The sequence below is a fragment of the Cupriavidus sp. CER-90 genome, assembly GCF_057652055.1.
In genome coordinates this window covers 3,402,559-3,423,875 of the sequence record NZ_JBYGYM010000002.1, presented here as the reverse complement: position 1 = coordinate 3,423,875, position 21,317 = coordinate 3,402,559, and the positions used below count along the sequence as shown (strand labels likewise).

At 66.7% G+C, this 21,317-nt stretch carries 19 protein-coding genes and 1 tRNA gene; 9 read left to right on the top strand and 11 right to left on the bottom strand.

Features of this window, described 5'->3' with window-relative positions; genetic code table 11:
• Positions 1-280: 280 nt before the first annotated feature.
• Entirely contained in the window at positions 281-1,315 is a 1,035-nt protein-coding gene (locus AC24R4_RS26180; RefSeq protein WP_400393229.1) for a quinone-dependent dihydroorotate dehydrogenase, read from the bottom strand.
• Positions 1,316-1,411: 96 nt separating this feature from the next.
• Complete coding sequence (locus AC24R4_RS26175; RefSeq protein WP_153948094.1) at positions 1,412-2,209, bottom strand: arginyltransferase; 798 nt, start codon at positions 2,207-2,209, stop codon at positions 1,412-1,414.
• 185 nt (positions 2,210-2,394) lie between these two features.
• Between AC24R4_RS26175 and AC24R4_RS26170 the strand changes: the two genes are divergently transcribed.
• The gene (locus AC24R4_RS26170; protein WP_487523857.1) at positions 2,395-2,829 is read left to right on the top strand and encodes a hypothetical protein; all 435 of its coding nucleotides are present in this window, start codon (positions 2,395-2,397) and stop codon (positions 2,827-2,829) included.
• A 4-nt stretch (positions 2,830-2,833) separates the two neighbouring features.
• Here AC24R4_RS26170 and aat read toward each other — a convergent pair whose 3' ends face one another.
• The 9 genes from aat to AC24R4_RS26125 form a co-directional block, all read right to left on the bottom strand.
• Positions 2,834-3,586: a leucyl/phenylalanyl-tRNA--protein transferase gene (gene aat, locus AC24R4_RS26165; RefSeq protein WP_487523856.1), complete on the bottom strand. Its 753-nt coding sequence runs from the start codon at positions 3,584-3,586 to the stop codon at positions 2,834-2,836.
• Between the two features lie 34 nt (positions 3,587-3,620).
• Entirely contained in the window at positions 3,621-4,205 is a 585-nt protein-coding gene (locus tag AC24R4_RS26160; RefSeq protein ID WP_153948097.1) for an NUDIX hydrolase, read from the bottom strand.
• Between the two features lie 217 nt (positions 4,206-4,422).
• A tRNA-Met gene (locus AC24R4_RS26155) sits at positions 4,423-4,499 on the bottom strand.
• A 138-nt stretch (positions 4,500-4,637) separates the two neighbouring features.
• Positions 4,638-5,399, bottom strand: coding sequence for an RES family NAD+ phosphorylase (locus tag AC24R4_RS26150; protein ID WP_400393998.1), 762 nt, complete (start codon positions 5,397-5,399; stop codon positions 4,638-4,640).
• Positions 5,359-5,748 carry an MbcA/ParS/Xre antitoxin family protein gene (locus AC24R4_RS26145; RefSeq protein WP_153948099.1) on the bottom strand — a complete coding sequence of 130 codons (390 nt, stop codon included), beginning with the start codon at positions 5,746-5,748 and terminating at the stop codon, positions 5,359-5,361. Before AC24R4_RS26145 ends, AC24R4_RS26150 begins: the two co-directional genes overlap by 41 nt.
• Before the next feature lie 90 nt (positions 5,749-5,838).
• The gene (gene boxA / locus AC24R4_RS26140) at positions 5,839-7,098 is read right to left on the bottom strand and encodes a benzoyl-CoA 2,3-epoxidase subunit BoxA (protein WP_400393996.1); all 1,260 of its coding nucleotides are present in this window, start codon (positions 7,096-7,098) and stop codon (positions 5,839-5,841) included.
• Between the two features lie 22 nt (positions 7,099-7,120).
• Positions 7,121-8,545 (bottom strand): benzoyl-CoA 2,3-epoxidase subunit BoxB, encoded by a 1,425-nt coding sequence (boxB, locus tag AC24R4_RS26135; protein ID WP_400393994.1) that lies wholly within the window; start codon positions 8,543-8,545, stop codon positions 7,121-7,123.
• A gap of 41 nt (positions 8,546-8,586) precedes the next feature.
• On the bottom strand, positions 8,587-10,266 hold the full coding sequence (boxC, locus tag AC24R4_RS26130) for a 2,3-epoxybenzoyl-CoA dihydrolase (protein ID WP_400393992.1): 1,680 nt from the start codon (positions 10,264-10,266) through the stop codon (positions 8,587-8,589).
• A 134-nt stretch (positions 10,267-10,400) separates the two neighbouring features.
• Positions 10,401-11,357, bottom strand: a complete 957-nt coding sequence (locus AC24R4_RS26125) for a helix-turn-helix transcriptional regulator (protein ID WP_400393991.1) — start codon at positions 11,355-11,357, stop codon at positions 10,401-10,403.
• A gap of 248 nt (positions 11,358-11,605) precedes the next feature.
• Here AC24R4_RS26125 and AC24R4_RS26120 point away from each other — a divergent pair, with 248 nt between their 5' ends.
• The 8 genes from AC24R4_RS26120 (at position 11,606) to AC24R4_RS26085 (ending at position 21,308) form a co-directional block, all read left to right on the top strand.
• The gene (locus tag AC24R4_RS26120; RefSeq protein ID WP_487523855.1) at positions 11,606-13,318 is read left to right on the top strand and encodes a benzoate-CoA ligase family protein; all 1,713 of its coding nucleotides are present in this window, start codon (positions 11,606-11,608) and stop codon (positions 13,316-13,318) included.
• Positions 13,319-13,398: 80 nt separating this feature from the next.
• Entirely contained in the window at positions 13,399-14,214 is an 816-nt protein-coding gene (locus AC24R4_RS26115) for an alpha/beta fold hydrolase (RefSeq protein WP_400392940.1), read from the top strand.
• 76 nt (positions 14,215-14,290) lie between these two features.
• Entirely contained in the window at positions 14,291-15,508 is a 1,218-nt protein-coding gene (locus tag AC24R4_RS26110) for an ABC transporter substrate-binding protein (RefSeq protein WP_400392942.1), read from the top strand.
• A gap of 77 nt (positions 15,509-15,585) precedes the next feature.
• Positions 15,586-16,452, top strand: coding sequence for a branched-chain amino acid ABC transporter permease (locus AC24R4_RS26105; protein ID WP_400392944.1), 867 nt, complete (start codon positions 15,586-15,588; stop codon positions 16,450-16,452).
• Between the two features lie 13 nt (positions 16,453-16,465).
• Positions 16,466-17,530, top strand: coding sequence for a branched-chain amino acid ABC transporter permease (locus AC24R4_RS26100; protein WP_400392946.1), 1,065 nt, complete (start codon positions 16,466-16,468; stop codon positions 17,528-17,530).
• Entirely contained in the window at positions 17,527-18,318 is a 792-nt protein-coding gene (locus AC24R4_RS26095) for an ABC transporter ATP-binding protein (RefSeq protein WP_400392948.1), read from the top strand. The genes AC24R4_RS26100 and AC24R4_RS26095 overlap by 4 nt, the downstream gene beginning before the upstream one ends.
• Positions 18,315-19,031 (top strand): ABC transporter ATP-binding protein, encoded by a 717-nt coding sequence (locus AC24R4_RS26090; RefSeq protein ID WP_400392950.1) that lies wholly within the window; start codon positions 18,315-18,317, stop codon positions 19,029-19,031. The genes AC24R4_RS26095 and AC24R4_RS26090 overlap by 4 nt, the downstream gene beginning before the upstream one ends.
• 375 nt (positions 19,032-19,406) lie before the next feature.
• Positions 19,407-21,308, top strand: coding sequence for a potassium transporter Kup (locus tag AC24R4_RS26085; protein ID WP_400392952.1), 1,902 nt, complete (start codon positions 19,407-19,409; stop codon positions 21,306-21,308).
• The last annotated feature ends 9 nt before the right edge of the window (positions 21,309-21,317 follow it).

Genomic DNA, 21,317 nt, shown 5'->3' with positions numbered 1-21,317 from the left:
TCTGCGGGGCGGCCCGGCGGTCCATATGCGGACGCGGCGTGCCCGGCGGCAGGTACGGGCACGCGCGTGATCCCATTGGATACGACGGCGCGAAGCCTGCGAGCATACCATTTTCGGCCCCTGCTGGGTTCGCTTTTGGTGCTGCATCGCGCCATATCCTGCCGAAAAACACCTTCCAAAGAAGGGTGTGCCGCAAGATATTGCGCGAGATTGCCATTTTTCGCGTGAATGCGCCCGATGACCGACACGGGGCGGGCGCCCCGGCGATACCGTCCGCAGCCTACCGGCGCAGGGCGGCGGCGCAGTCCCGGACCAGCGTCGGGCCGCGATAAATCAGGCCGCTGTAGACCTGTACCAGCTGCGCGCCGGCATCGATTTTGGCGCGCGCGCCGGCGCCGTCGAAGATGCCGCCCACGCCAATAATTGGCAGATCATTGCCAACGACGCGGCGCAGTTCACGTACCACGCGCGTCGATGCCTCGAAGACGGGACGGCCGGACAGGCCACCGGCTTCGTCGGCATGGGGCAGGCCCTGGACGGCGTCGCGCGAGATGGTGGTGTTGGTGGCGATCACGCCGTCGATACCGTGGCGGACCAGGGCATCGCCGATATTGCGGATCTGGTCGTCATCGAGATCGGGCGCGATCTTCAGCGCCACCGGCACGTACCGCTTGTGCTGGTCGGCCAGGCGCTGCTGGGCCGCCTTGAGCGTGGACAGCAGGCCGTCCAGCTCGCTGGCGCCCTGCAGCTGGCGCAGGTTCTTGGTATTGGGCGACGAAATGTTCACCGTCACGTAGCTGGCGTGCGGATAGACGCGCTCCAGGCAGTACAGGTAGTCGTCGGCCGCGCGTTCGATCGGCGTATCCGCGTTCTTGCCGATGTTCAGGCCCAGCACGCCGCCTTCGGCCTTCCAGCGGGACGCCTGCACGTTGCGGATGAACGCATCGACGCCGCCATTGTTGAAGCCCATGCGGTTGATCAGCGCATCGGCCTGGGGCAGGCGGAACATGCGCGGACGCGGATTGCCGGCCTGGGCGCGCGGCGTGACGGTGCCCACTTCGATAAAGCCAAAGCCGAACGCGGCCAGCCCGTCGATATAGGCCCCGTCCTTGTCCAGCCCGGCGGCCAGGCCCACCGGGTTAGGAAAGCGCACGCCCATCACGGTGCGCGGATCGTCGGCGATGCTGTTGCCGATGCAGCCGGCCAGGCCCATGCGCCTGGCGCGCATCAGGTTGTTCAGCGTGAAATGGTGGGCATCCTCCGCGTCCATGGAGAACAGGGCGGGGCGAAACAGGGGATAGAGCGCGTTGAGCACGGATGGGCGCGGCCGGAGCCGGAGAGGAGTCGGAATCAGGGCGGCATTGTAGCCGTTCAGGCCGCATTTGCTGCCAATTCCGGCGGACCCGGGCGCTTATTCCTGTGCCGGGCCGGGATTGGCCGGCGATGGCGGCTCGGGCGAGGCGGGCGTGCCCGCGAACGCGTGCCACTGGTTGCCGGTCAGGACCTGCAGCGGCTGGAAGCGCGCCTTGTAGGCCATCTTGCGGCTGTCCGCAATCCAGTATCCCAGGTACAGATGCGGCAGGCCCAGTTCGCGGGTCTCATTGATCTGCCAGAGGATGTTGTAGGTGCCATAGCTGGTGCCGGTCACCAGCGGGTCGTAGAACGTGTAGACCGACGACAGTCCATCGTCGAGCACATCGATCATGCTCACCATGCGCAGCTTGCCCGCCTCGGGCGAGCCAGCCGGCTCGCGGAACTCCACCAGCCGGGAATTGACACGGCTTTGCAGCAGGAACTGCTCGTACTGGTCGCGGCTGTCCTGGTCCATGCCGCCGCCCGCATGGCGCATCGACTGGTAGAGCAGGTACAGCGCGTAGTGCTCTTCCACGTAGGTCAGCGGCGCCACCAGCGCCTGCAGGCCCTGGTGCTGCTTCCACGCGCGACGCTGGCTGCGGTCGGGCTCGAACTGGTCCACCAGCACCCGGCACGGCGTGCAGGCCCGGCATTCGTCGCAGTAGGGACGGTATGTGAAGATGCCGCTGCGGCGAAACCCGGCACGCACCAGCCGCGAGTAGACATCGGCGTTGATCAGGTGGGCGGGGGTCGCCACCTGCGAGCGGGCCATGCGGCCTTCCAGGTAGCTGCAAGCGTACGGCGCCGTCGCATAAAACTGCAGCGCGGAGAGCGGTAGTTCCTTCAGCTTGCTCATGACGTCGAATGAGGGGGCGGCGCGTCGGACGCCGGCATTGCCGGTCTGAGTGGCAGTCTATCAGAGCCCATTGGGGCACGTCTGCAAGCGGAATTGGCAGGGCGTCCAGCATTTTGAGATTCCTCGCATTGTTTTCGGCGCGGCGGCTTTCTACGATGGGCTCTCTGATACTTCAGGAGCACATCATGGCATCCATGCCCTTCGAGGAAGGCTCGGCAAGGACGCAGTCCGGCGCGACGCTCGTCGCTGGCCACCCGGTTGGGCGGTGGACGCGCTACGCGGACATGGCGGCCGTGGCTGGCGTCGGTCTCGGGTTGCTCGCCGCATTGTTCGGCATCCTCGATTACCAGCGCACGGTCTACGGCGACATGTTGAAAACCGAGATTCGGGCCGTCGTGTCGACGATGTCGCAAATGGACAAGCGGCTCAGTGGCGAAATCGTGGCGTTGGACAAGAAGCTCAGCGGGGACATAACGAGCTTGGAAGCCCGGCTCGGCGACAAGATCGACGCCACGAACCGGCGCCTCGATGAAACCAATCAGCGCCTGGCCGGGCTGGAAAAGGACGTCGGCGGCATCAACGTCCGTCTGGGCCGGCTGGAAGGAAAGGCCGGCAAGTGACGGCTCATGCGGCGCCGTTACCGGTCGCGCCGGTCCAGCGGCGCAGTTCGCCCTTGTCGAAATGCCATGGCTCGATCGTGGCAGAGGCTGCCGCGGCCCGCACATGCGCGATAAAGTCGGCGCGCGGGATCGGCGCCGCGCCAAGCGATGCAAGGTGGTCGGTTTCCTGCTGGCAATCGATCATGGCCACGCCGTGGCGTTCCAGGAAGGCACAGAGTGCCGCCAGCGCAATCTTCGAGGCATCGGTCCGATGCGCGAACATCGATTCCCCGTAGAACATGCGTCCCAGCGCCACGCCATACAGGCCGCCCACGCGCTCGCCCTGGTACCAGGCCTCGACGGAATGGGCCAGGTCCAGCCGGTGCAGGGCGGCGTACGCGGCGATGATCTCGTTCGTGATCCATGTGCCGAGCTGGCCGTCGCGCGGCGTCATGGCGCAGGCGCGCATGACCGCCGTGAAGTTGTCGTCGGCGCGGATTTCCCAGTCGGGATCGCGCAGCACGCGCCGGAGGGTCTTGCGGAACGAAGGCGAAACCTTGAGCGCGGCCGGCACCAGTACCATGCGCGGATCGGTGCTCCACCACAACACCGGCTGGCCTTCGGAGTACCACGGGAAGATGCCCTGGCGATACGCCAGCAGCAGGCGTTGCGGGGTCAGGTCGCGGCTGGCCGCGAGCAGTCCGGGCGCGTCGCTGGCCGGGCCGAGCGCGCGCTCGACCGGCGGAAACGGATCCTGCGGGTCGAGCCAGGTAATCATGCCGGGAAGATGGGCGGGGCCGCCTGGGCCTCGGTTACGGTGTGACGGTGGCGCGGCTGGTCAGCGGCCGCATCGGCTTGTCGATGTCGAGCGTGTGCAGACGGAAGTCGCCGGCGGCGATCCTGCCTGCGGCGCGGTCGGCAAAGAAGCAGCGCAGCGTATGGATCACAGTCGGGAAGGCCAGGTCGTCCCAGGGCACGTCCGCTTCATCGACGAGCTTGACCTCCAGGCTTTCTTCGCCCGGGGCGATGTCCAGGTCGTTCAGTTTGGCCAGGTAGAACAGATGCACCTGATGCACATGCGGCACGTTGAGCATCGAAAACAGCTCGCCCACTTCCACGCGTGCGCCGGCTTCTTCGAGCGTCTCGCGAGACGCAGCCTGGGCCGTCGTTTCGCCAATTTCCATAAAGCCAGCGGGCAAGGTCCAGAATCCGTAGCGCGGCTCGATGGCGCGCTTGCAGATCAGGATCTTGTCTTCCCAGACCGGAATCGTGCCCACGACGTTGCGCGGATTGACGTAGTGGATGGTGCCGCAGTTATCGCACATGCTGCGCGGGCGGTTGTCGCCTTCGGGCACGCGCAGCACGACCGCATGACCACAGTTCGAGCAGAATTTCATGGGAGGCGTCCGGGAAGAATGGGGGCAAGTGTATCACCGCGCCGGAGACTCGCTTTGGCGGCTGCGTGATGTCCCGCCCCCAACGCGCTAATGGCGCGCCGATGGTGCGCCGCGCCTGACATGCGGCATGGCGGGGCCGGGATGCAAAACAAAAAACCCGCCGGTTTGGCGGGTTTGCTGTGTGACTGCTTGACGGTTCCGATCGATGATGATCGGTTGGTTGCGGGGGCAGGATTTGAACCTGCGACCTTCGGGTTATGAGCCCGACGAGCTGCCAGACTGCTCCACCCCGCGTCCGTCGAAGCTGTGATTATAGGTGACCTGTTTTCGCATTGCAACAGAAACTTAAAAGTTCTGCGATGGCAGCCATCAGGCGCCTGCAAGCTGCGCCTGACCTGCCTGATCTATTGGAGCGTTTTCGCGGCGGGGCGTTCAGGCCGGTGGGGGATTTTCGCTTGTGCGATGCGGCGGCGGCCAGCGGGTACTTTCGAATTCGAAGCTGTCGCGCTGTCGCAGGTCATCGCGTTGCCAGATCACGCGGTCGTGGCGCACCGTGAGCATCCACGTGGTGGTGGCCAGCGGTTGTGGCGGGTCGAACGCGCGCGGCGTCAGCACGGCCACGCCGATGCCTGGCTCGGAATCGCGCACCGACGTGTAGCGGATCAGGCCGACGCCGGCTTCCCGGGCGATGCGCGCGAAGGCCTGGCAGGGGCCGTATTCGTCCGGGTGCGTCCACTGCGCGGCGTCCTGCGCGAAGGGCAGGACGTCCAGTGCCACCCCATCGCTGCGGACACCCACCTGGAACAGCGTCTGTGCGCGCGCATCGATGCGGGGCAGGGCGGGGCAGTCCATCAGGAAGCGCCAGCGCCAGTAGCCCAGTTCGGCGCAGGCCGTACGGATCGATTCCGCGCCGTAGAACACGCCGGGGTCCTGGCCACCCCGGAAGCGCGAGCCCCATTCGGTGGTCGGATAGCGGAATGGCGTGAAGATCAGGTAGTGCAGGGCGCGCGCGTCGGGTGGGACGACGGGTTTGCCGGCATCGATCACGGCTTCCAGAACGGCCTGCTCTTCGAGGGTGTCGACCAGGGGCATGGTCGAGACAACATGCTGGGCTTCAACGGCCCGCCAGAGCGTGAGCGCGAACAGCTTGCGCTCAGATGCGACCGCGGGTGGCGTCCAGGTAGTGAACGACACGAACGAGGCCCTCGGTGGTGCGAATCAGCTCCAGCGGCTTGCCGCCGAGCGCGATGTTGTCGTGGGTCAGCCAGAGCCGTGCCTGTTCCTCATGGCCGAGGATGGCGTCCAGCGACCGGAACAGGCGGACGAACAGGACGGCGAATTCCCATTCCTTGCGATGCGTGTCGAGCACATAGCCGCCGGAGGCCATGCGCGATACCGACGCGGTGCTGATGCCGAGCACGCTGGCGACGATGGCCTGGCTGATGCCCAGGAAGCCAGCCGCGCGCATCACTGCCTTGGTCAGCGTCACGCCGGCGTCAGGGCTGCCGGCGGGCGCAGTCTCGGGGATCTGCCTCGATTGCATCGCCTATCGTCTCCTGTTTCTTGAGAAACATTATAGGCGGCAGGTTTCAGTTGGGAAGTCGCAAATCGAGCCCGTTCCGGACACGCGCCATCAATAGGTTTCGATGTGCAGCCGGCCTTCGGCGCGCAGGCGGGTCTCGACCTCGGCCCACGACAGCCCAGCCGTCGCGCATACCTCGGAAAATGCCTCGAGCACGCCTTCCTCCATGCCCTTGAGCCCGCAGATGTAGACGTAGCCATGCGGGTCGCCAAGCAGCGCGGCGACATTGGGGCCGGCGTCGCGTATCGCATCCTGCACATAGCGGCGCGGCACCTCGGGGTCGCGCGACAACGCGAAGTGGATGTCCAGGAAATCCTTGGGCAGCTTCAGCAGCGGGCCGAAGTACGGCAGTTCGCGCCGGTTGCGGGCGCCGAAGAACAGCAGGCGGCGGCCGGTGAAGTGGCTCATGTTGCGCCGCATCCGCTCGGTCATGGCGCGCATCGGGGCCGATCCCGTCCCGGTGCAGATCATCATGACGCTGGCCTCGCGGTGGTTCGGCATCAGGAACGTGTTGCCGAACGGACCGACGACCTGCACTGTGTCGCCCTTGCACAGGTCACACAAGAAATTCGAGGCCACGCCGCTGACCGGATTGCCGTCGTGGTCGGTGTCTACGCGCTTCACGGTCAGCGCCAGGTTGTTGTAGCCCGGGCGCTCGCCGTCGCGCGGGCTGGCCACCGAATACATGCGGATGTAATGCGGCTTGCCTGACGCATCGGTGCCAGGCGGGATGATGCCGATGGCCTGGCCTTCCAGCACCGGAAAGAACTGGTTGCCGAAGTCCAGCACGATATGGTGGATATCGCTCGACGCATCGGCCTCGGTCAGCCGGTAGTTGCCGGCTACCGTGGCGGTCAAGGGCTCGCGCAAGCCATGCAGGTTGACGTACGGGTGTGCCGCCGACCACGGCGCCTTGGGCGAGGTATGGCGGCTGGTTTCCACCGCCTGCATCGGCACCGGCTTGCTCGATGCCACGGCCTCGCCAATGGCCTCGTCGGCGGCTGCCGCGGCGCCGATGGCGGCGTCGATCACCGCATCGGTCAGCGGCACCTCGGCGGGCAGTTCGTCCCAGCCCAGTTGCGCCTCGATCGTGTAGGCCTGCCCCTTGAACATGGTGCGCCAGTTGTCGATGGCGCCCGTGGGGCAGGGCGACAGGCACGCGCCGCAGCCGTTGCAGACGTCGGCCTTGACCACGTAGTTGCGGTCGTCGTGGGTGATGGCATCGATCGGGCAGGTGTCTTCGCAGGTGTTGCAGCGAATGCAGATTTCCGGATCGATCAGATGTTGCTTGATGATGTCGGCGGCGCCCATGATCGTCGGTTCCTTCGCCAATTCAGTTGAAGCGGACGTATTCGAAGTCCACCGGCTGGCGGTTGATGCCGATGGCGGGCGGCGCGATCCAGTTGGCGAACTTGCCCGGCTCGACGACCCGGCCCATCAGCGACGCCACGTACCTGCGGTCCGCCTCGGTGGCCAGCCACTTGTCCTTGTTGGCCTGCCACTCGGCTTCGCCGATCACATCGCCGGTGGGCGACACATGCAGGTTCGCGAACGTGCCGATCTTGCGGTTGAACGCCTTGTGCGGCACCGTCAGCCGGAACGGGATGCCGGCTTTCTCGATCACCTTGTTCCAGCGCGCCACCCCGCCCACGGAATCCTTGATGTAGTCGTCCCGCAGCACCTCGTTCAGCGCGTTGAGCATCGGCACCTCACGCTCGGCCAGCTTGCCGTCCCGGACTTCCAGGATACGGTACACGTCCCCCTTGAGCACGTGATCGTCGGCGCGCTTGCCTTCCTCGAAGCGGCCCTTGAGGCCGGCGCTGTAGAAGGTAGCGGCGTTGGACGACTGGTCGGCGCCGAACAGGTCGATCGTCACGCTGTAGTGGAAGTTCAGGTAACGCTGGATGGTTTCGAGGTCGATCACGCCGGCGGCGCGCACGTCGGCCGGGTCCTGGATGTCGCGCTCGCGCATGACCTCGCAGGTGCGCTGGATCACGCGCGACACGCCCGATTCCCCCACGAACATGTGGTGGGCTTCCTCGGTCAGCATGAAGCGCGTGGTGCGCGCCAGCGGATCGAAGCCCGATTCGGCCAGCGCGCAGAGCTGGAACTTGCCGTCGCGGTCGGTGAAGTACGTGAACATGAAGAACGACAGCCAGTCGGGCGTGCGTTCGTTGAAGGCGCCCAGAATGCGCGGGTTGTCCTCGTCGCCGGAGCGTCGGCCCAGCAGCGCCTCGGCTTCCTCGCGGCCGTCGCGGCCGAAGTGGCGGTGCAGCAGGTACACCATGGCCCACAGGTGGCGCCCTTCCTCCACATTGACCTGGAACAGGTTGCGCAGGTCATAGAGCGATGGCGCGGTCAGGCCCAGGTGGCGCTGTTGCTCCACCGACGCGGGCTCGGTGTCGCCCTGCGTGACGATGATGCGCCGCAGGTTGGCGCGGTGCTCGCCGGGCACTTCCTGCCAGGCCGCCTCGCCCTTGTGCTCTCCGAAGTGGATCTTGCGCTCGGCATCTGCCGGTTGCAGGAAGATGCCCCAGCGGTAGTCCGGCATCTTCACATGGTCGAAGTGCGCCCAGCCCGATGGGTCCACCGACACCGCCGTGCGCAGATAGACATCGAAATTATGCGAGCCGTCCGGACCCATGTCGCGCCACCAGTCCAGGAAGGCCGGCTGCCAGTGTTCCAGTGCGCGCTGCAGCGTGCGGTCTTCCGAAAGGTTCACGTTGTTCGGAATCTTCTGGCTGTAGTCGATGCTCATCGCGGTCTCCATTTATCGTTGTCGGGGGTGGCGGGCGGCGGTCAGACCCGGTCCCAGTCGAAGCGTGCCTTGTTGCCGGTGCCGAAGACCTTGAGCGCCCCGTGCTCGCCCACGGCGTTGGGGCGGTTGAAGATCCAGTTCTGCCAGGCCGTGAGCCGGCCGAAGATCCGCGTTTCCATGGTCTCGTGGCCCCCGAAGCGCAGATTGGCCTCCAGGCCGGTCAGCGCATCGGGCGACAGGCTCGCGCGTTCCTCGATGGCGATGCGGATCTCGTCTTCCCAGTCGATATCGTCCAGCGCGGCCGTGACCAGCCCCAGCGCCTCGGCCGCAGGGCCGTCGAGCGGCTTGCCCGCCTGCGCGCGCACGGCGGCCAGCGCGTCGGATGCTTCATAGAACCGTGCGGCGATGCGCGTCAGCCCGTTCGGCATCGGATATCGGCCAAAATTGGCCGCATCGGCATGCAGGTGCGGGGCCTCGCCGGGGGCATCCGGCATATGCAGCATGTAGGTGCGGTCGGCGGCCAGCGCCAGTTCGAGCAGCGTGCCGGCAAAGCACGAACCCGGTTCCACCAGCGCGAACAGGCTGCGCGAGGACACATCGAGCCGTGCCAGCGTCCGACGCAGCATGCCGATGGTCTCGCGCACGAACCAGTGGCTGGCGTGGGCATCCATCAGGGCATCGGCGGCCAGCACCTGCGCGGCGTCGCCCGTGGTCTTCAGAATCCACATGCCGATGTCGAGGTGGTTGGCGCGCAGGGTCAGGATGGCGTCGTCGAGTTCGCGGGCCATCTTCAGCGGCCACCACTGCGCGCCGGCAGCGACGATGCCCGCCACGTCCGTGGGCGCCTCGCCGGTGGGGGCGCTGACGGTGATCGTGGCGTGGCGTGCGTCGCGGTCGATGTCGACGCGCACGGTGTCATAGCGATAGCCGGTGTCGCGGGTCTGGCGCGCCAGCGGCGTCAGCGCCACGCCGGCCTCGCCGGCGGGCCGGTCGCTTTGCGCGGCCAGTGCCTGCGCGCGTTCGCGCACGTGTTCGGTGAAACGGGCGGGCTTGACCACATCGTCCACCAGGCGCCAGTCCTTGGCGCGCTGGCCGCGCACGCCTTCGGTGGTCAGGCAGAAGATGTCGGCGTGGTCGCGGCGCACGCGGCGCTTGTCGGTCACGCGTGTCAGCCCGCCGGTGCCGGGCAACACGCCCAGCAGCGGCACCTCGGGCAGGCTCACGGCCGACGACCGGTCGTCGATCAGCACGATTTCGTCGCAGGCCAGTGCCAGTTCATAGCCGCCGCCGGCGGTGGTGCCGTTGCAGGCCGCGATAAACCGGATGCCGGAGTGGCGGCTGGCATCCTCGATGCCGTTGCGCGTTTCGTTGGTGAACTTGCAGAAATTCACCTTCCAGGCATGGCTGGACTTGCCCAGCATGAAGATATTGGCACCCGAGCAGAAGATGCGGTCCTTCGCGCTGGTGAGCACCACGGTGCGGACTTCGGGGTGTTCGAAGCGGATGCGCTGCAGCGCGTCGTGCAGTTCAATATCCACGCCCAGGTCGTAGGAATTGAGTTTCAGCGTGTACCCGGGCCGCAGGCCGCCTTCCTCGTCGACGTCCATGGCCAGCGTCGCAATCGGGCCATCGAACGTCAGCTTCCAGTGGCGGTAGTGGTCGGGATGGCGCTCGAAGGTCACCGGGGCGGCAGTTGCGGGCGTGGCGGTATCCGTCGACATGGGGGCGTCTCCTTGATGCACTATAGTTCCGTATCGTATGCGATGAAATATAGTGCATCGTCGCGGACGATGCAAGCCCCGCACGCGCTGGAAGCTTCTCGTTGGCGCCGGACTGTCCGGGGCGGCAGGCCGGTCTAGTGCGGAAGCTGGCGCAGTTGCGTCTGGAGCGCCTGCAGCGACGAGGCGGCGTCCTGGCCGCTGGTGTCGATCGACACGTCCGCGCGCGAATAGAGCGGGGTGCGCGCCTGCAGGATGCGGCGCAGGTCGGTCATGGCTTCGCGGTTGCCCTCCATGGGGCGCATGTCGCCCTGGGCGACCACACGGGCCATATGTTCCTCGGGCGACGTCCGTACCCAGACCGTCAGGCACCGCGACAGCAGCAGGTTGAAGGTGGCGGGCTCCGATACCAGGCTGCCCGGCGTAGCCAGCACCATCGTGTCGTGCTCGCGCAGCACACGTTCGAGCGCGCGCATTTCGTAGCGCCGGTAGGCCGCCTGGCCATAGAGCGAATGGATCTCGGACAGGCTGGCGCCGGCCTCCTGCTCGATCGCCACGTTCAGTTCGACGAACGGCATGCCTTCGGCGGCCGCCAGCGCGCGCCCGATCGTTGATTTGCCGGCGCCGCGCAGCCCGATCAGCGCAATGCGGCGATGCCGCGCGTCGCGCGATTCCGCTGGCGATAGCGCATGCTGCGCCGCCTCGCGCACGCGTGCCAGATCGCTGGCGGGCAGTTGGGCCAGCCACTGCACCAGTTGCGAGAATTCGGCGGCCGCGGGGTCGCCGTGCCCGGTGGCGTGGCCGTCCACCTCGGCCAGTACCACGGGCAGCGGCACGTCCAGCGCGCGAGCAACCTGGCGCAGCAACAGCACCGATGCATTGCCGGTGCCGGTTTCCAGATTGGCCAGGTAGCGTTCCGAGACATCGGCGCCGCGTGCCAGGTCCTTGCGCGACATCCCGCGCGCCGCACGCAGCGAGCGGATGCGTTCGCCAAGCTGCGTCAGATAGGGGTCGCGCTCGCCCGTGGCGCGGGACTCCGCGCGCGGGTCGGCGCGGTCGTCAGGAGGCGGGAGCGTGTCGGGGTCGCGACGCATGCTGGTATCGAAATGGGTCCGTTGGATCGGGCGACGCATTATACGGACACGGCATGCGTGCGAGTGCATGGTTGTTGCGGCTATATAGTGCATACCCTTGCTTGCATAATAGCCGATATGAAATAAAATGCATCGACATCACGGCGGCGCTGCGCGTAGCTGTCGGTACAAGAAGACAAACTGCTGGAAGCCATACCGGACCGCGTGCTGTGGCTGGCGACGATCCGGGTGGTCAGAGGAGTGGAGACATGACGCCCCCGATCCCTAGCACCGCGGCTGCCGGCACGGCAGCGCAGGCGGTGTCCTCGGCTGCATCCCTTGCATCGTCTTCCGTGTCGGCTGGCGAGGCGCCCGGCTTGGCAACCGACACGGCCGCCTTCGCCGTGACCGCGCTGCCCGCCCGCTACAACGCTGCCGACGACCTGCTCGCGCGCCACCGGCAGGCCGGGCGGGGCGGCAAGCTGGCCTATATCGACGACACCACGACGCTGACCTTTGCCGAACTGGACGATCGCTGCCGCCGCTTTGCCGGCGCGCTGCACCGGGCCGGGTTCCGCCGCGAGGAGCGCGTCTTGCTGTGCGCGCTCGATACGATCGACTTTCCCACGGTATTTCTGGGCTGCCTGCTGGCTGGCGTGGTGCCGGTGGCCGTCAACACCCTGCTGACGGTCGACGACTACGCGTACATGCTGGCGCACAGCGGGGCCCGGGCCGTGGTGGTGTCGGCGCCGCTGCTGGGCACGATGCAGGCCGCCATCGACAAGGCCGGGCTTGCGCCCGACGTGATCGTGGCCGCGCCCGGGACGGCACCAACGGCCGACGCACCGGGCCCCACCGTCGCCGGCATGGTGGCCGGTGCCGATCCCGCGCCCACCGTAGCCGCCACGGGTCCCGACGACATGGCGTTCTGGCTATATTCGTCGGGCTCGACGGGCCGTCCCAAGGGCACGGTCCACACCCACGGCAACCTGTTCCACACGGCCGATCTGTACGGGCGCCGGGTGCTGGGCATCCGCGAAGACGACGTGGTGTTCTCGGCCGCCAAGCTGTTCTTTGCCTATGGGCTGGGCAATGCGCTGACGTTTCCGCTGTCGGTGGGGGCCACCACGGTGCTGATGGCCGAACGGCCGACGCCCCAGGCGGTGTTCCAGCGCCTTGTCAAGCATCGGCCGACCGTCTTCTGCGGGGTGCCGACGCTGTTCGCGGGCATGCTGGCCGCCCCCGACCTGCCGCCGCGCGCCGATGTGGCGATGCGGGTCTGCACATCGGCGGGCGAGGCGCTGCCGCGCGATATCGGCGACCGTTTCCTGGGGCATTTCGGCTGCGACATCCTCGACGGCATCGGCTCCACCGAGATGCTGCACATCTTCCTGTCGAACCGGCCGGGCGAAGTGCGCTACGGGACGACGGGTCGCCCGGTGCCGGGGTATGAACTGAAGCTGCTCGACGAGCAGGGCGAGCCGTGCGCGCCGGGCGAAATTGGCGACCTGTTTATCAAGGGGCCGTCGGCCGCGCTGATGTACTGGTGCAATCGCGACAAGAGCCGCGATACCTTCGTGGGGGCCTGGACGCGCAGTGGCGACAAGTATGTCTGCGATGCCAACGGCTATTACACCTACGCGGGCCGCAGCGACGACATGCTTAAGGTCGGCGGCATCTATGTGTCGCCGTTCGAGGTGGAGGCCGTGCTGGCCCAGCATCCGGCGGTACTGGAGGCGGCCGTGATCGGCGTGCCCGATGGCGACGACCTGATCAAGCCGAAGGCCTTCGTGGTGCTGCGCCCGGGCCAGCAATGGCACGACGGCATGGCCGCCGAACTGCAGGCTTTCGTCAAGGCGAAGCTGGCGCCGTACAAGTATCCGCGGCAGATCGAATGCGTGGAGGAGTTGCCGAAGACGGCCACCGGCAAGATTCAGCGATTCCGCTTGCGCCAGCGCGAGGAAGCCGCGCGGCAGTCGTGAGGTATCGTTGACGGCGTGGCGCCGGGCAGTCGGGCAGTCGGGCAGTCGGGCGCGGGCAGGCGTGGTGAAGGGGTAGTGACATGGGTAGCGAACTGGTTCGGATTCCGTTCGACGGGCGGCAGATCGACGTCGAGTACCAATGGCTGAGGCCGGCACGCACGCGGCGGCCGCTGGTGGTGTTCCTGCACGAGGGACTGGGCTCGATCAGCATGTGGCGCGACTTTCCGCGCCAGTTCTGCGACGCCGGCGATTTCCGGGGCCTGGTGTTCTCCCGCTACGGCTACGGGCGTTCCACCGCGCGGCCGCATGACGAAAAATGGGGTGTCGATTTCATGCATCGCCAGGCCCGCGAGGCGTTGCCGGCGCTGTTCGATGCGCTGGGCATCGGCCCCGGCCGCCAGCATGGCAGGCCGTGGATGCTGGGGCACAGCGACGGCGGGTCGATCGCGCTGATCTACGCGGCAAGCTTTCCCGATGGCGTGGACGGCCTGACCGTGCTGGCGCCCCATATCTTCGTCGAGGACCTGTCGGTGCGCAGCATCGCCACCACGCGCGATACCTACCGGCACACCGATCTGCGCGCCCGCCTGGCGCGCCACCATGCCGACGTCGATTCGGCGTTCTGGGGCTGGAACGATATCTGGCTCAACCCGGATTTTCGCCATTTCGACCTGCGCCCGCTGCTGGACGGCATCCGCTGCCCGGTGCTGGCCGTGCAGGGCGAGGACGACGAGTACGGCACCATGGCCCAGATCGAGGGTATCCAGCGATATGCCCCGCAAACGGTACTGCTTAAACTCGCGCGCTGTGGGCATTCGCCGCACCGCGACCAGGCGGGCGCATTGACGGCGGCGACCGCGGCGTTTATAACGGCAAATACTTCAATCCTAAAATAATTGGCGGCGACAGCCGGGCCGGCACCGGTCCGGTGCGCGCGGCGCCACCGGCTTCAGACCAACAGGAGGAGATTCCATGCATCGCAATGCATTGCGCACGCTGCTGCACGCGCGTCGTCTGTCTGTCGTCACCTTGGCCGCCAGCGCGCTGCTGGCCACCGGCGGCGCCGCGCTGGCCCAGACCGCGCCGGCCGCCCCGGCCGGTGGCAAGGTCAAGGTCGGCTTCATGCTGCCGTACACGGGCACCTATGCGGCGCTGGGCACGGCCATCGAGAACGGCTTCCGGATGTATGTGCAGCAGCAGGGCGGCAAGCTGGGCGGGCGCGACGTGGAGTACTTCAAGGTGGACGATGAATCCGATCCGGCCAAGGCACCGGAAAACGCCACCAAGCTGATCCGGCGCGATCAGGTCGATGTGGTGGTCGGCACCGTGCATTCGGGCGTGCAGATGGGCATCGTCAAGGTGGCCAAGGAAAACAACACGCTGCTGATCATCCCCAATGCGGGCGTGGACGAAGCCACGGGCCCGCTGTGCGGCCCCAATATCTTCCGGTCGTCGTTCTCGAACTGGCAGCCCGGCTATGCCATGGGCCACGTGCTGGCCGATCGCGGCATGAAGAAGGTGGTCACGCTGACCTGGAAGTACGCGGCCGGCGAGCAGTCGGTCAAGGGCTTCAAGGAGGCCTTCGAGGCCAAGGGCGGCAAGGTGGTCAAGGAACTGAGCCTGCCGTTCCCGAACGTCGAGTTCCAGGCGCTGATCACCGAAGTGGCATCGCTCAAGCCGGACGCCGTGTTCGTGTTCTTTGCCGGCGGCGGTGCGGTCAAGTTCGTGAAGGACTGGCAGGCAGCCGGGCTGAAGGACAAGATCCCGCTCTATGGTTCGGGCTTCCTGACCGATGGCACGCTGGAGGCGCAGGGCGCCGCCGCCCAGGGGCTGGAGACCACGCTGCACTACGCCGATGGCCTGAACAACGCGCGCGACAAGGCCTTCCGCCTGGACTACGCCAAGACCTACAAGCTGCAGCCGGACGTCTACGCCGTGCAGGGCTACGACGCCGCACAGCTGCTGGCCGCCGGCGCCAACGCGGTGAAGGGCGACATGACGCGCAAGTCGGACATCATCAAGGCCATGGAAGCGGCCAGGGTGGACAGCCCGCGCGGCGCGTTCACGTTGTCGAAGGCTCACAACCCGGTACAGGATTTCTACCTGCGCCGCGTGGATGGCCGCGAGAACAAGGTGAGCGCCGTGGCGGTGAAGGCGCTGGCCGATCCCGCGCGCGGCTGCCGCCTCTGATCCGGCGCGGCCACAGGCGCTCCGCCCAGCCCCCCCACGGCACCCACGACCCACCACACGGCACGGCCGGTTTCACGATGGACATCGTTTCCTTCCTCATCCAGTGCCTGAACAGCGTGCAGTACGGCCTGCTGCTGTTCCTGGTGGCCAGCGGGCTGACGCTGATCTTCGGCATCATGGGCGTGATCAACCTGGCCCATGGCAGCTTCTACATGCTGGGGGCCTACCTGGCGTTCACGCTGGCCAGCCTGACCGGCAACCTGTTTGTCGCGCTGCCGCTGGGCATCGTGCTGGCCGTGCTGTTCGGCTACCTGCTCGAATGGGCGTTCTTCAGCTACCTGTACCAGCGTGACCACCTGCAGCAGGTACTGATGACGTACGGGCTGATCCTGGTCTTCGAAGAACTGCGCAGCCTCCTGGTGGGCGACGACGTCCATGGCGTCCCCGTGCCCGCGCTGCTGGACGGGTCGCTGCCGATCGGCAACGACATGACCTATCCGGTGTACCGGCTGTTCATTTCGGCGGTCTGCCTGCTGGTGGCGGGCGCGATGTACTACGTGATCCGGCGCACGCGGGTGGGCATGATGATTCGCGCCGGCGCCACCAACCGCGAGATGGTGCAGTCGCTCGGCATCAACGTGACGGTGCTGTACCGCTTCGTGTTCGCGCTGGGCGTGGCGCTGGCCGTGCTGGCGGGGATGATCGCGTCGCCGGTGTCGTCGGTGTACCCGGGCATGGGCGGGCAGGTGCTGATCATCTGCTTCGTGGTGGTGGTGATTGGCGGCATCGGGTCGGTCAAGGGGGCGCTGGTAGCCTCGCTGCTGATCGGCTTTGTCGACACGTTCGGCAAGGTGTTCTGGCAGGACGCCGCCGGCGTGCTGGTGTACCTGCTGATGGCCGTGATTTTGCTGTGGAAGCCGCAAGGGCTGTTCCGCGCGGGTTGAGCAGGAAGGGAACATGCAAACCGATATCTCGACAACCGCGCCCCAGCCAGTGCGGCGCCCCGCGTGGCTGGCCGCGCTGGGCTGGACCCTTGCGCTGGCCGTGCTGTGCGCCGCGCCGCTGGTGCTGACCGCCGACAGCCACAAGTACTATATCGAGCTGCTCAGCAAGGTGATGATCATGGCGATCTTCGCGCTGTCGCTGCAGCTGCTGATCGGCTACACCGGGCTGGTGAGCCTGGGGCACGCGGCGTATTTCGCCATGGCGGCCTACGCCACCGCCATGCTGGCGCCCCAGAGCGGCGCGGGCAACGGCTGGCTGCTGTTGCTGGGCGCGGTGGGCGCCGCCGGCGCGCTGGCACTGGTGGTGGGTGCGCTGGTGCTGCGCACGCGCGGCATCTACTTCATCATGGTCACGCTGGCCTTCGCGCAGATGGTGTATTTCGTGTTCCACGACACCAAGATCGCCGGGGGCAGCGATGGCACCTATATCTACTTCCGGCCCGAATTCGGCCTGTTCTCGGAACTGCCGCTCACGGTGAACGATCCGGTGCGCTTCTACTGGCTGGTGCTGGCCGCGCTGGTGCTGACCGTGGCGCTGCTGGCGTTGCTGCTGCGCTCGCGTTTCGGCCACGCGCTGGTGGGCATCCGCCATAACGAGCAGCGCATGCGCGCGGCAGGCTTTGGCACCTATCGCTACCAGCTGGGCGCCTTCGTGGCCGGCGGCATGCTGGCCGGGCTGGCGGGATTCCTGTATGCGATCCAGTTCGGCTTCGTGAACCCCGAGATTGCGTCGTGGCACCAGTCGGGCAATGCCATGCTGATGGTGATCCTGGGCGGCGTGGGCAGCCTGGCCGGGGCCGTGCTGGGAGCGTTCTCGTTCGTGCTGCTGGCCGAGTGGTTCGGCACGCTGACCCGGCACTGGCAGCTGCTGATGGGCGGCTTCATCATCGTCGCGGTGGCGCTGCTGCCGCGCGGGCTGGTGAGCGTGCCGGCGGTGCTGCGGCAGCGTGGGCCGCGCCGCGCGCGCCGCCATGCCGGCGCCGCGGACCCGAACGCGCAGAGCCGGGAGGCCGTATGAACCATTCCACATCGGCGCCGGTGATGCAGGCCGAGATGCTGTCGCGCCGCTTTGGCGGTCTGACGGCGGTCAACCAGGTGGACCTGTCGCTGCACCTCAATGAAATCCACGCCGTGATCGGTACGAACGGCGCTGGCAAGTCGACGCTGATCAACCTGCTGTCTGGCGAGCTGCCGCCGTCCGAAGGCCGGCTGTATCTGCAGGGGCACGAGGTCACCGGCTGGGCGCAGCCAAGGCTGGCGCGCCACGGGGTGGGGCGCAGCTACCAGCGCAACAATATCTTTCTGCCGCTGACCGTGCGCGAGAACTGCCGGCTGGCCGCCCAGTCGCGCGCCCAGCGTGCGTGGCGGCTGTGGGAATCCGCGCAAGGCTGCCGCACCAGCCGGGCGCTGGCCGACGAGGCGCTGGAGCGCGCCGGCCTGGCGCCGCACGCGGGCCGCGTGGCCAGCGAACTGGCCCACGGCCAGAAGCGGCAGCTGGAAGTGGCGATGTGCCTGGCCACCGAGCCCGTGGCGCTGCTGCTGGACGAACCGCTGGCCGGCATGGGCGCCGAGGAATCGGCCCGCATGCTCGACCTGCTGCGCGGCCTGCGCGAAGGGCACGCGATCCTGCTGGTCGAACACGACATGGAGGCCGTGTTCGCCGTGGCCGACCGCATCACGGTCATGGTCAACGGCACGGTCATCGCATCGGGCGACCGGGCCAGCATCCGCGCCAATCGTGAGGTACAGCTGGCCTACCTGGGCGAAGAGGACGAGACGGGCCAGCGGCAGGAGGCCGGCGCATGAGCACCAACGCCATCATCGACGCCAGCGGCGTCAACGCCTGGTATGGATCGAGCCATGTGCTGCGTGGCATCGACTTCCATGTCAACGCGGGCGAGACCGTCGGGCTGCTGGGCCGCAACGGCATGGGCAAGAGCACGCTGCTGCGTACGCTGCTGGGCCATGTCCGTGAACGCGCCGGTACGATCCGCGTGGCTGGCCGCGAGATGTCGCGCGCCCGGCCGCACGAGGTGGCCCGGCTTGGCATCGCCTACGTGCCCGAAGGGCGTGGCATTTTTCCGAATCTGAGCGTGCGCGAGAACCTGGTGATGGCGGCGCGGGCCGGCTGCGGCGGCCGCAAGGACTGGGACGAGGCACGCGTGCTCGACCTGTTTCCGCGACTCAAGGAACGGCTATCCCATGGCGGCCAGCAGCTGTCCGGCGGCGAGCAGCAGATGCTGTCGATCGGCCGCGCGCTGATGACCAACCCCGACTGCCTGATCCTGGATGAGGCCACCGAGGGGCTGGCGCCGCGCATCGTCCACGAGATCTGGCACGTGATTGCCACGGTGCGGGGGACCGGCATCGCGTCGATCGTGGTCGATCGCAACTACCGCGCGGTGCTGTCGCACGCCGACCGCGTGGTCGTCCTCGAAAAAGGGCAGGTAGTGATGGCGGGGCCCGCCGCCAGCCTGGCCGCCACGCCGGCGGCGCTGGACCGCTACCTGGGCGTCTGACGCCTGTTTGAAAAAGTAACGTATCAGACATTTGGTGTCGTGCCTTCGCAACGTGCCGACGGTGGGTGACCCCACGGTGCCGGCATCGGCGGGGCTTGACCATGCCCGGCTTCTTTCCCATGCTTGATCGGTCGTGGCCCGTGACGTCGGCATTTCCATAGTGGTCGCCGCACGACACTTCATCTAGAATGCGCGCGTTTGTGCATCGCAATAGAAACTGAGAAGGCCAACACGCCCCATCGGGGACCGGAGCCGCTAGCGTGAAAGAAAATCGTGCCTGATGAAGCACTTTGGAGGGACTGTCCGTCTGGCGCCATGCCAGGGCAGCCAAAGGCAGGCACGGGAGGCGCGAGCCGGTTCACCTGACCCAATTCCATGACCCAATCCGCAACCACCAGCCATTATTTCGTCGAAAGCCAGAGCACCCGTGCGCTCGTGATCGGCGCGATCGGCGTCGTCTTTGGCGACATCGGTACCAGCCCCCTGTATTCGCTCAAGGAGTGTTTCAGCAAGGACCACGGCATTCCGTTCAGCCCCGAAGCGGTGCTGGGCATCATTTCGCTGCTGTTCTGGGCGATGATCGTCGTCGTGTCGATAAAGTACGTGCTCTTTGTGATGCGCGCCGACAACAACGGCGAGGGCGGCGTGCTGGCGCTGATGGCGCTGGCGCTGCGAACGGCGGCCCCAAGGTCGCGCATGGCCCGGCTGATCATGATGTCTGCCATTTTCGGCGCCTGCATGTTCTATGGCGATGCGGTGATCACGCCGGCCATCTCGGTGCTGTCGGCCGTGGAAGGGCTGGAGATTGCCGCGCCGGCGCTGTCGCACTTCGTGATCCCGATCACGCTGTCCATCCTGTGCGTGCTGTTCTTTATCCAGCGCCACGGCACCAGCGCCGTGGGCAAGCTGTTCGGGCCGATCATGGTGGTGTGGTTCCTGGCGCTGGGCGGGCTGGGTATCCTGCATCTGGTGCAGGCGCCGGACATCCTCAAGGCCATCAACCCCTGGTACGGTATTTCGTTCCTGATCGAGCACTCGCTGCTGGCGTTCATCGTGCTGGGCAGCGTGTTCCTGGTGCTGACGGGCGCCGAGGCCCTGTACATCGACATGGGCCACTTCGGCGCCAAGCCCATCCGCTATGGCTGGTTCGCCCTGGTGATGCCCTGCCTGATGCTGAACTACTTCGGCCAGGGCGCGCTGCTGCTGGGCAATCCGCAAGCCATCGAGAATCCGTTCTACCTGATGGTGCCTGAAATGCTGCAGCTGCCGATGGTGCTGCTGGCCACGGCGGCCACGGTGATCGCGTCGCAGGCGGTCATCTCGGGCGCGTTCTCGCTGACCAGCCAGGCCATCCAGCTGGGCTTCCTGCCGCGCATGCGCATCCTGTACACGTCGGCGGCGGAAATCGGCCAGATCTACCTGCCCGTGATCAACTGGGCGCTGCTGGTGCTGGTGATCGCGGTGGTGCTGTCGTTCCGCAAGTCAGAGAACCTGGCTGCCGCCTACGGCATTGCGGTGACCACGACGATGCTGATCACGACGTTCCTGGCGGTCATCGTCATGCGCCGGTTCTGGAAGTGGAACCGGGTGCTGGTGACGCTGCTTGGCGCATCGTTCCTGATCGTCGACCTGTCGTTTTTCGCGGCCAACCTGCTCAAGGTGGCCGAAGGCGGCTGGTTCCCGCTGCTGATGGGCAGCACGGCGTTCTTCCTGCTGATGACCTGGCACAGCGGCCGCAAGCTGCTGCGCGCGCGCAGCCTCGAAGACGGCATTCCGCTGGAGCCGTTCATCGCCGGCCTGCTGGCCCATCCGCCGCATCGCGTGGAAGGCACGGCGGTGTTCCTGACCGGCAGTACCGAATCGGTGCCGGTGTCGCTGCTGCACAACCTGAAACACAACCGCGTGCTGCACGAGCGCGTGGTATTCCTGAGCTTTGTCACGCGTGACATTCCGTACGTGGACGACGACCACCGCCTGACCTGCAAGGACCTGGGCGGCGGCGTATTCATCCTGGCGTCGGAGTACGGCTTCAAGGAAACGCCAGACGTGAACCGGGTGCTCGACCTGGCGCAGCGCAAGCTCGACATGCACTTCGAACTGATGGAGACCTCGTTCTTCATCGCGCGCGAGACGGTGATTCCGTCCAAGCTGCCCGGCATGTCGATGTGGCGCGAGCGGCTCTTTGCCTGGATGCATCAGAACGGCGCCAAGCCGTCCGACTTCTTCTCGATTCCGGCCAACCGGGTGGTGGAACTGGGTACCAAGGTAGAAATCTGAGCCGGCTTG

Bases quoted from the DNA above. Each gene is read 5' to 3' on its own strand.
- AC24R4_RS26125 (WP_400393991.1), bottom strand. From the start codon at position 11,357: ATGCGTCGCGACCCCGACACGCTCCCGCCTCCTGACGACCGCGCCGAC.
- AC24R4_RS26120 (WP_487523855.1), top strand. From the start codon at position 11,606: ATGACGCCCCCGATCCCTAGCACCGCGGCTGCCGGCACGGCAGCGCAG.
- boxC (WP_400393992.1), bottom strand. From the start codon at position 10,266: ATGTCGACGGATACCGCCACGCCCGCAACTGCCGCCCCGGTGACCTTC.
- aat (WP_487523856.1), bottom strand. From the start codon at position 3,586: ATGATTACCTGGCTCGACCCGCAGGATCCGTTTCCGCCGGTCGAGCGC.
- AC24R4_RS26085 (WP_400392952.1), top strand. From the start codon at position 19,407: ATGACCCAATCCGCAACCACCAGCCATTATTTCGTCGAAAGCCAGAGC.
- AC24R4_RS26100 (WP_400392946.1), top strand. From the start codon at position 16,466: ATGCAAACCGATATCTCGACAACCGCGCCCCAGCCAGTGCGGCGCCCC.
- boxB (WP_400393994.1), bottom strand. From the start codon at position 8,545: ATGAGCATCGACTACAGCCAGAAGATTCCGAACAACGTGAACCTTTCG.
- boxA (WP_400393996.1), bottom strand. From the start codon at position 7,098: ATGGGCGCCGCCGACATCATCAAGCAACATCTGATCGATCCGGAAATC.
- AC24R4_RS26175 (WP_153948094.1), bottom strand. From the start codon at position 2,209: ATGAGCAAGCTGAAGGAACTACCGCTCTCCGCGCTGCAGTTTTATGCG.
- AC24R4_RS26105 (WP_400392944.1), top strand. From the start codon at position 15,586: ATGGACATCGTTTCCTTCCTCATCCAGTGCCTGAACAGCGTGCAGTAC.
- AC24R4_RS26115 (WP_400392940.1), top strand. From the start codon at position 13,399: ATGGGTAGCGAACTGGTTCGGATTCCGTTCGACGGGCGGCAGATCGAC.
- AC24R4_RS26145 (WP_153948099.1), bottom strand. From the start codon at position 5,748: ATGCAATCGAGGCAGATCCCCGAGACTGCGCCCGCCGGCAGCCCTGAC.
- AC24R4_RS26090 (WP_400392950.1), top strand. From the start codon at position 18,315: ATGAGCACCAACGCCATCATCGACGCCAGCGGCGTCAACGCCTGGTAT.
- AC24R4_RS26170 (WP_487523857.1), top strand. From the start codon at position 2,395: ATGGCATCCATGCCCTTCGAGGAAGGCTCGGCAAGGACGCAGTCCGGC.
- AC24R4_RS26095 (WP_400392948.1), top strand. From the start codon at position 17,527: ATGAACCATTCCACATCGGCGCCGGTGATGCAGGCCGAGATGCTGTCG.
- AC24R4_RS26110 (WP_400392942.1), top strand. From the start codon at position 14,291: ATGCATCGCAATGCATTGCGCACGCTGCTGCACGCGCGTCGTCTGTCT.
- AC24R4_RS26160 (WP_153948097.1), bottom strand. From the start codon at position 4,205: ATGAAATTCTGCTCGAACTGTGGTCATGCGGTCGTGCTGCGCGTGCCC.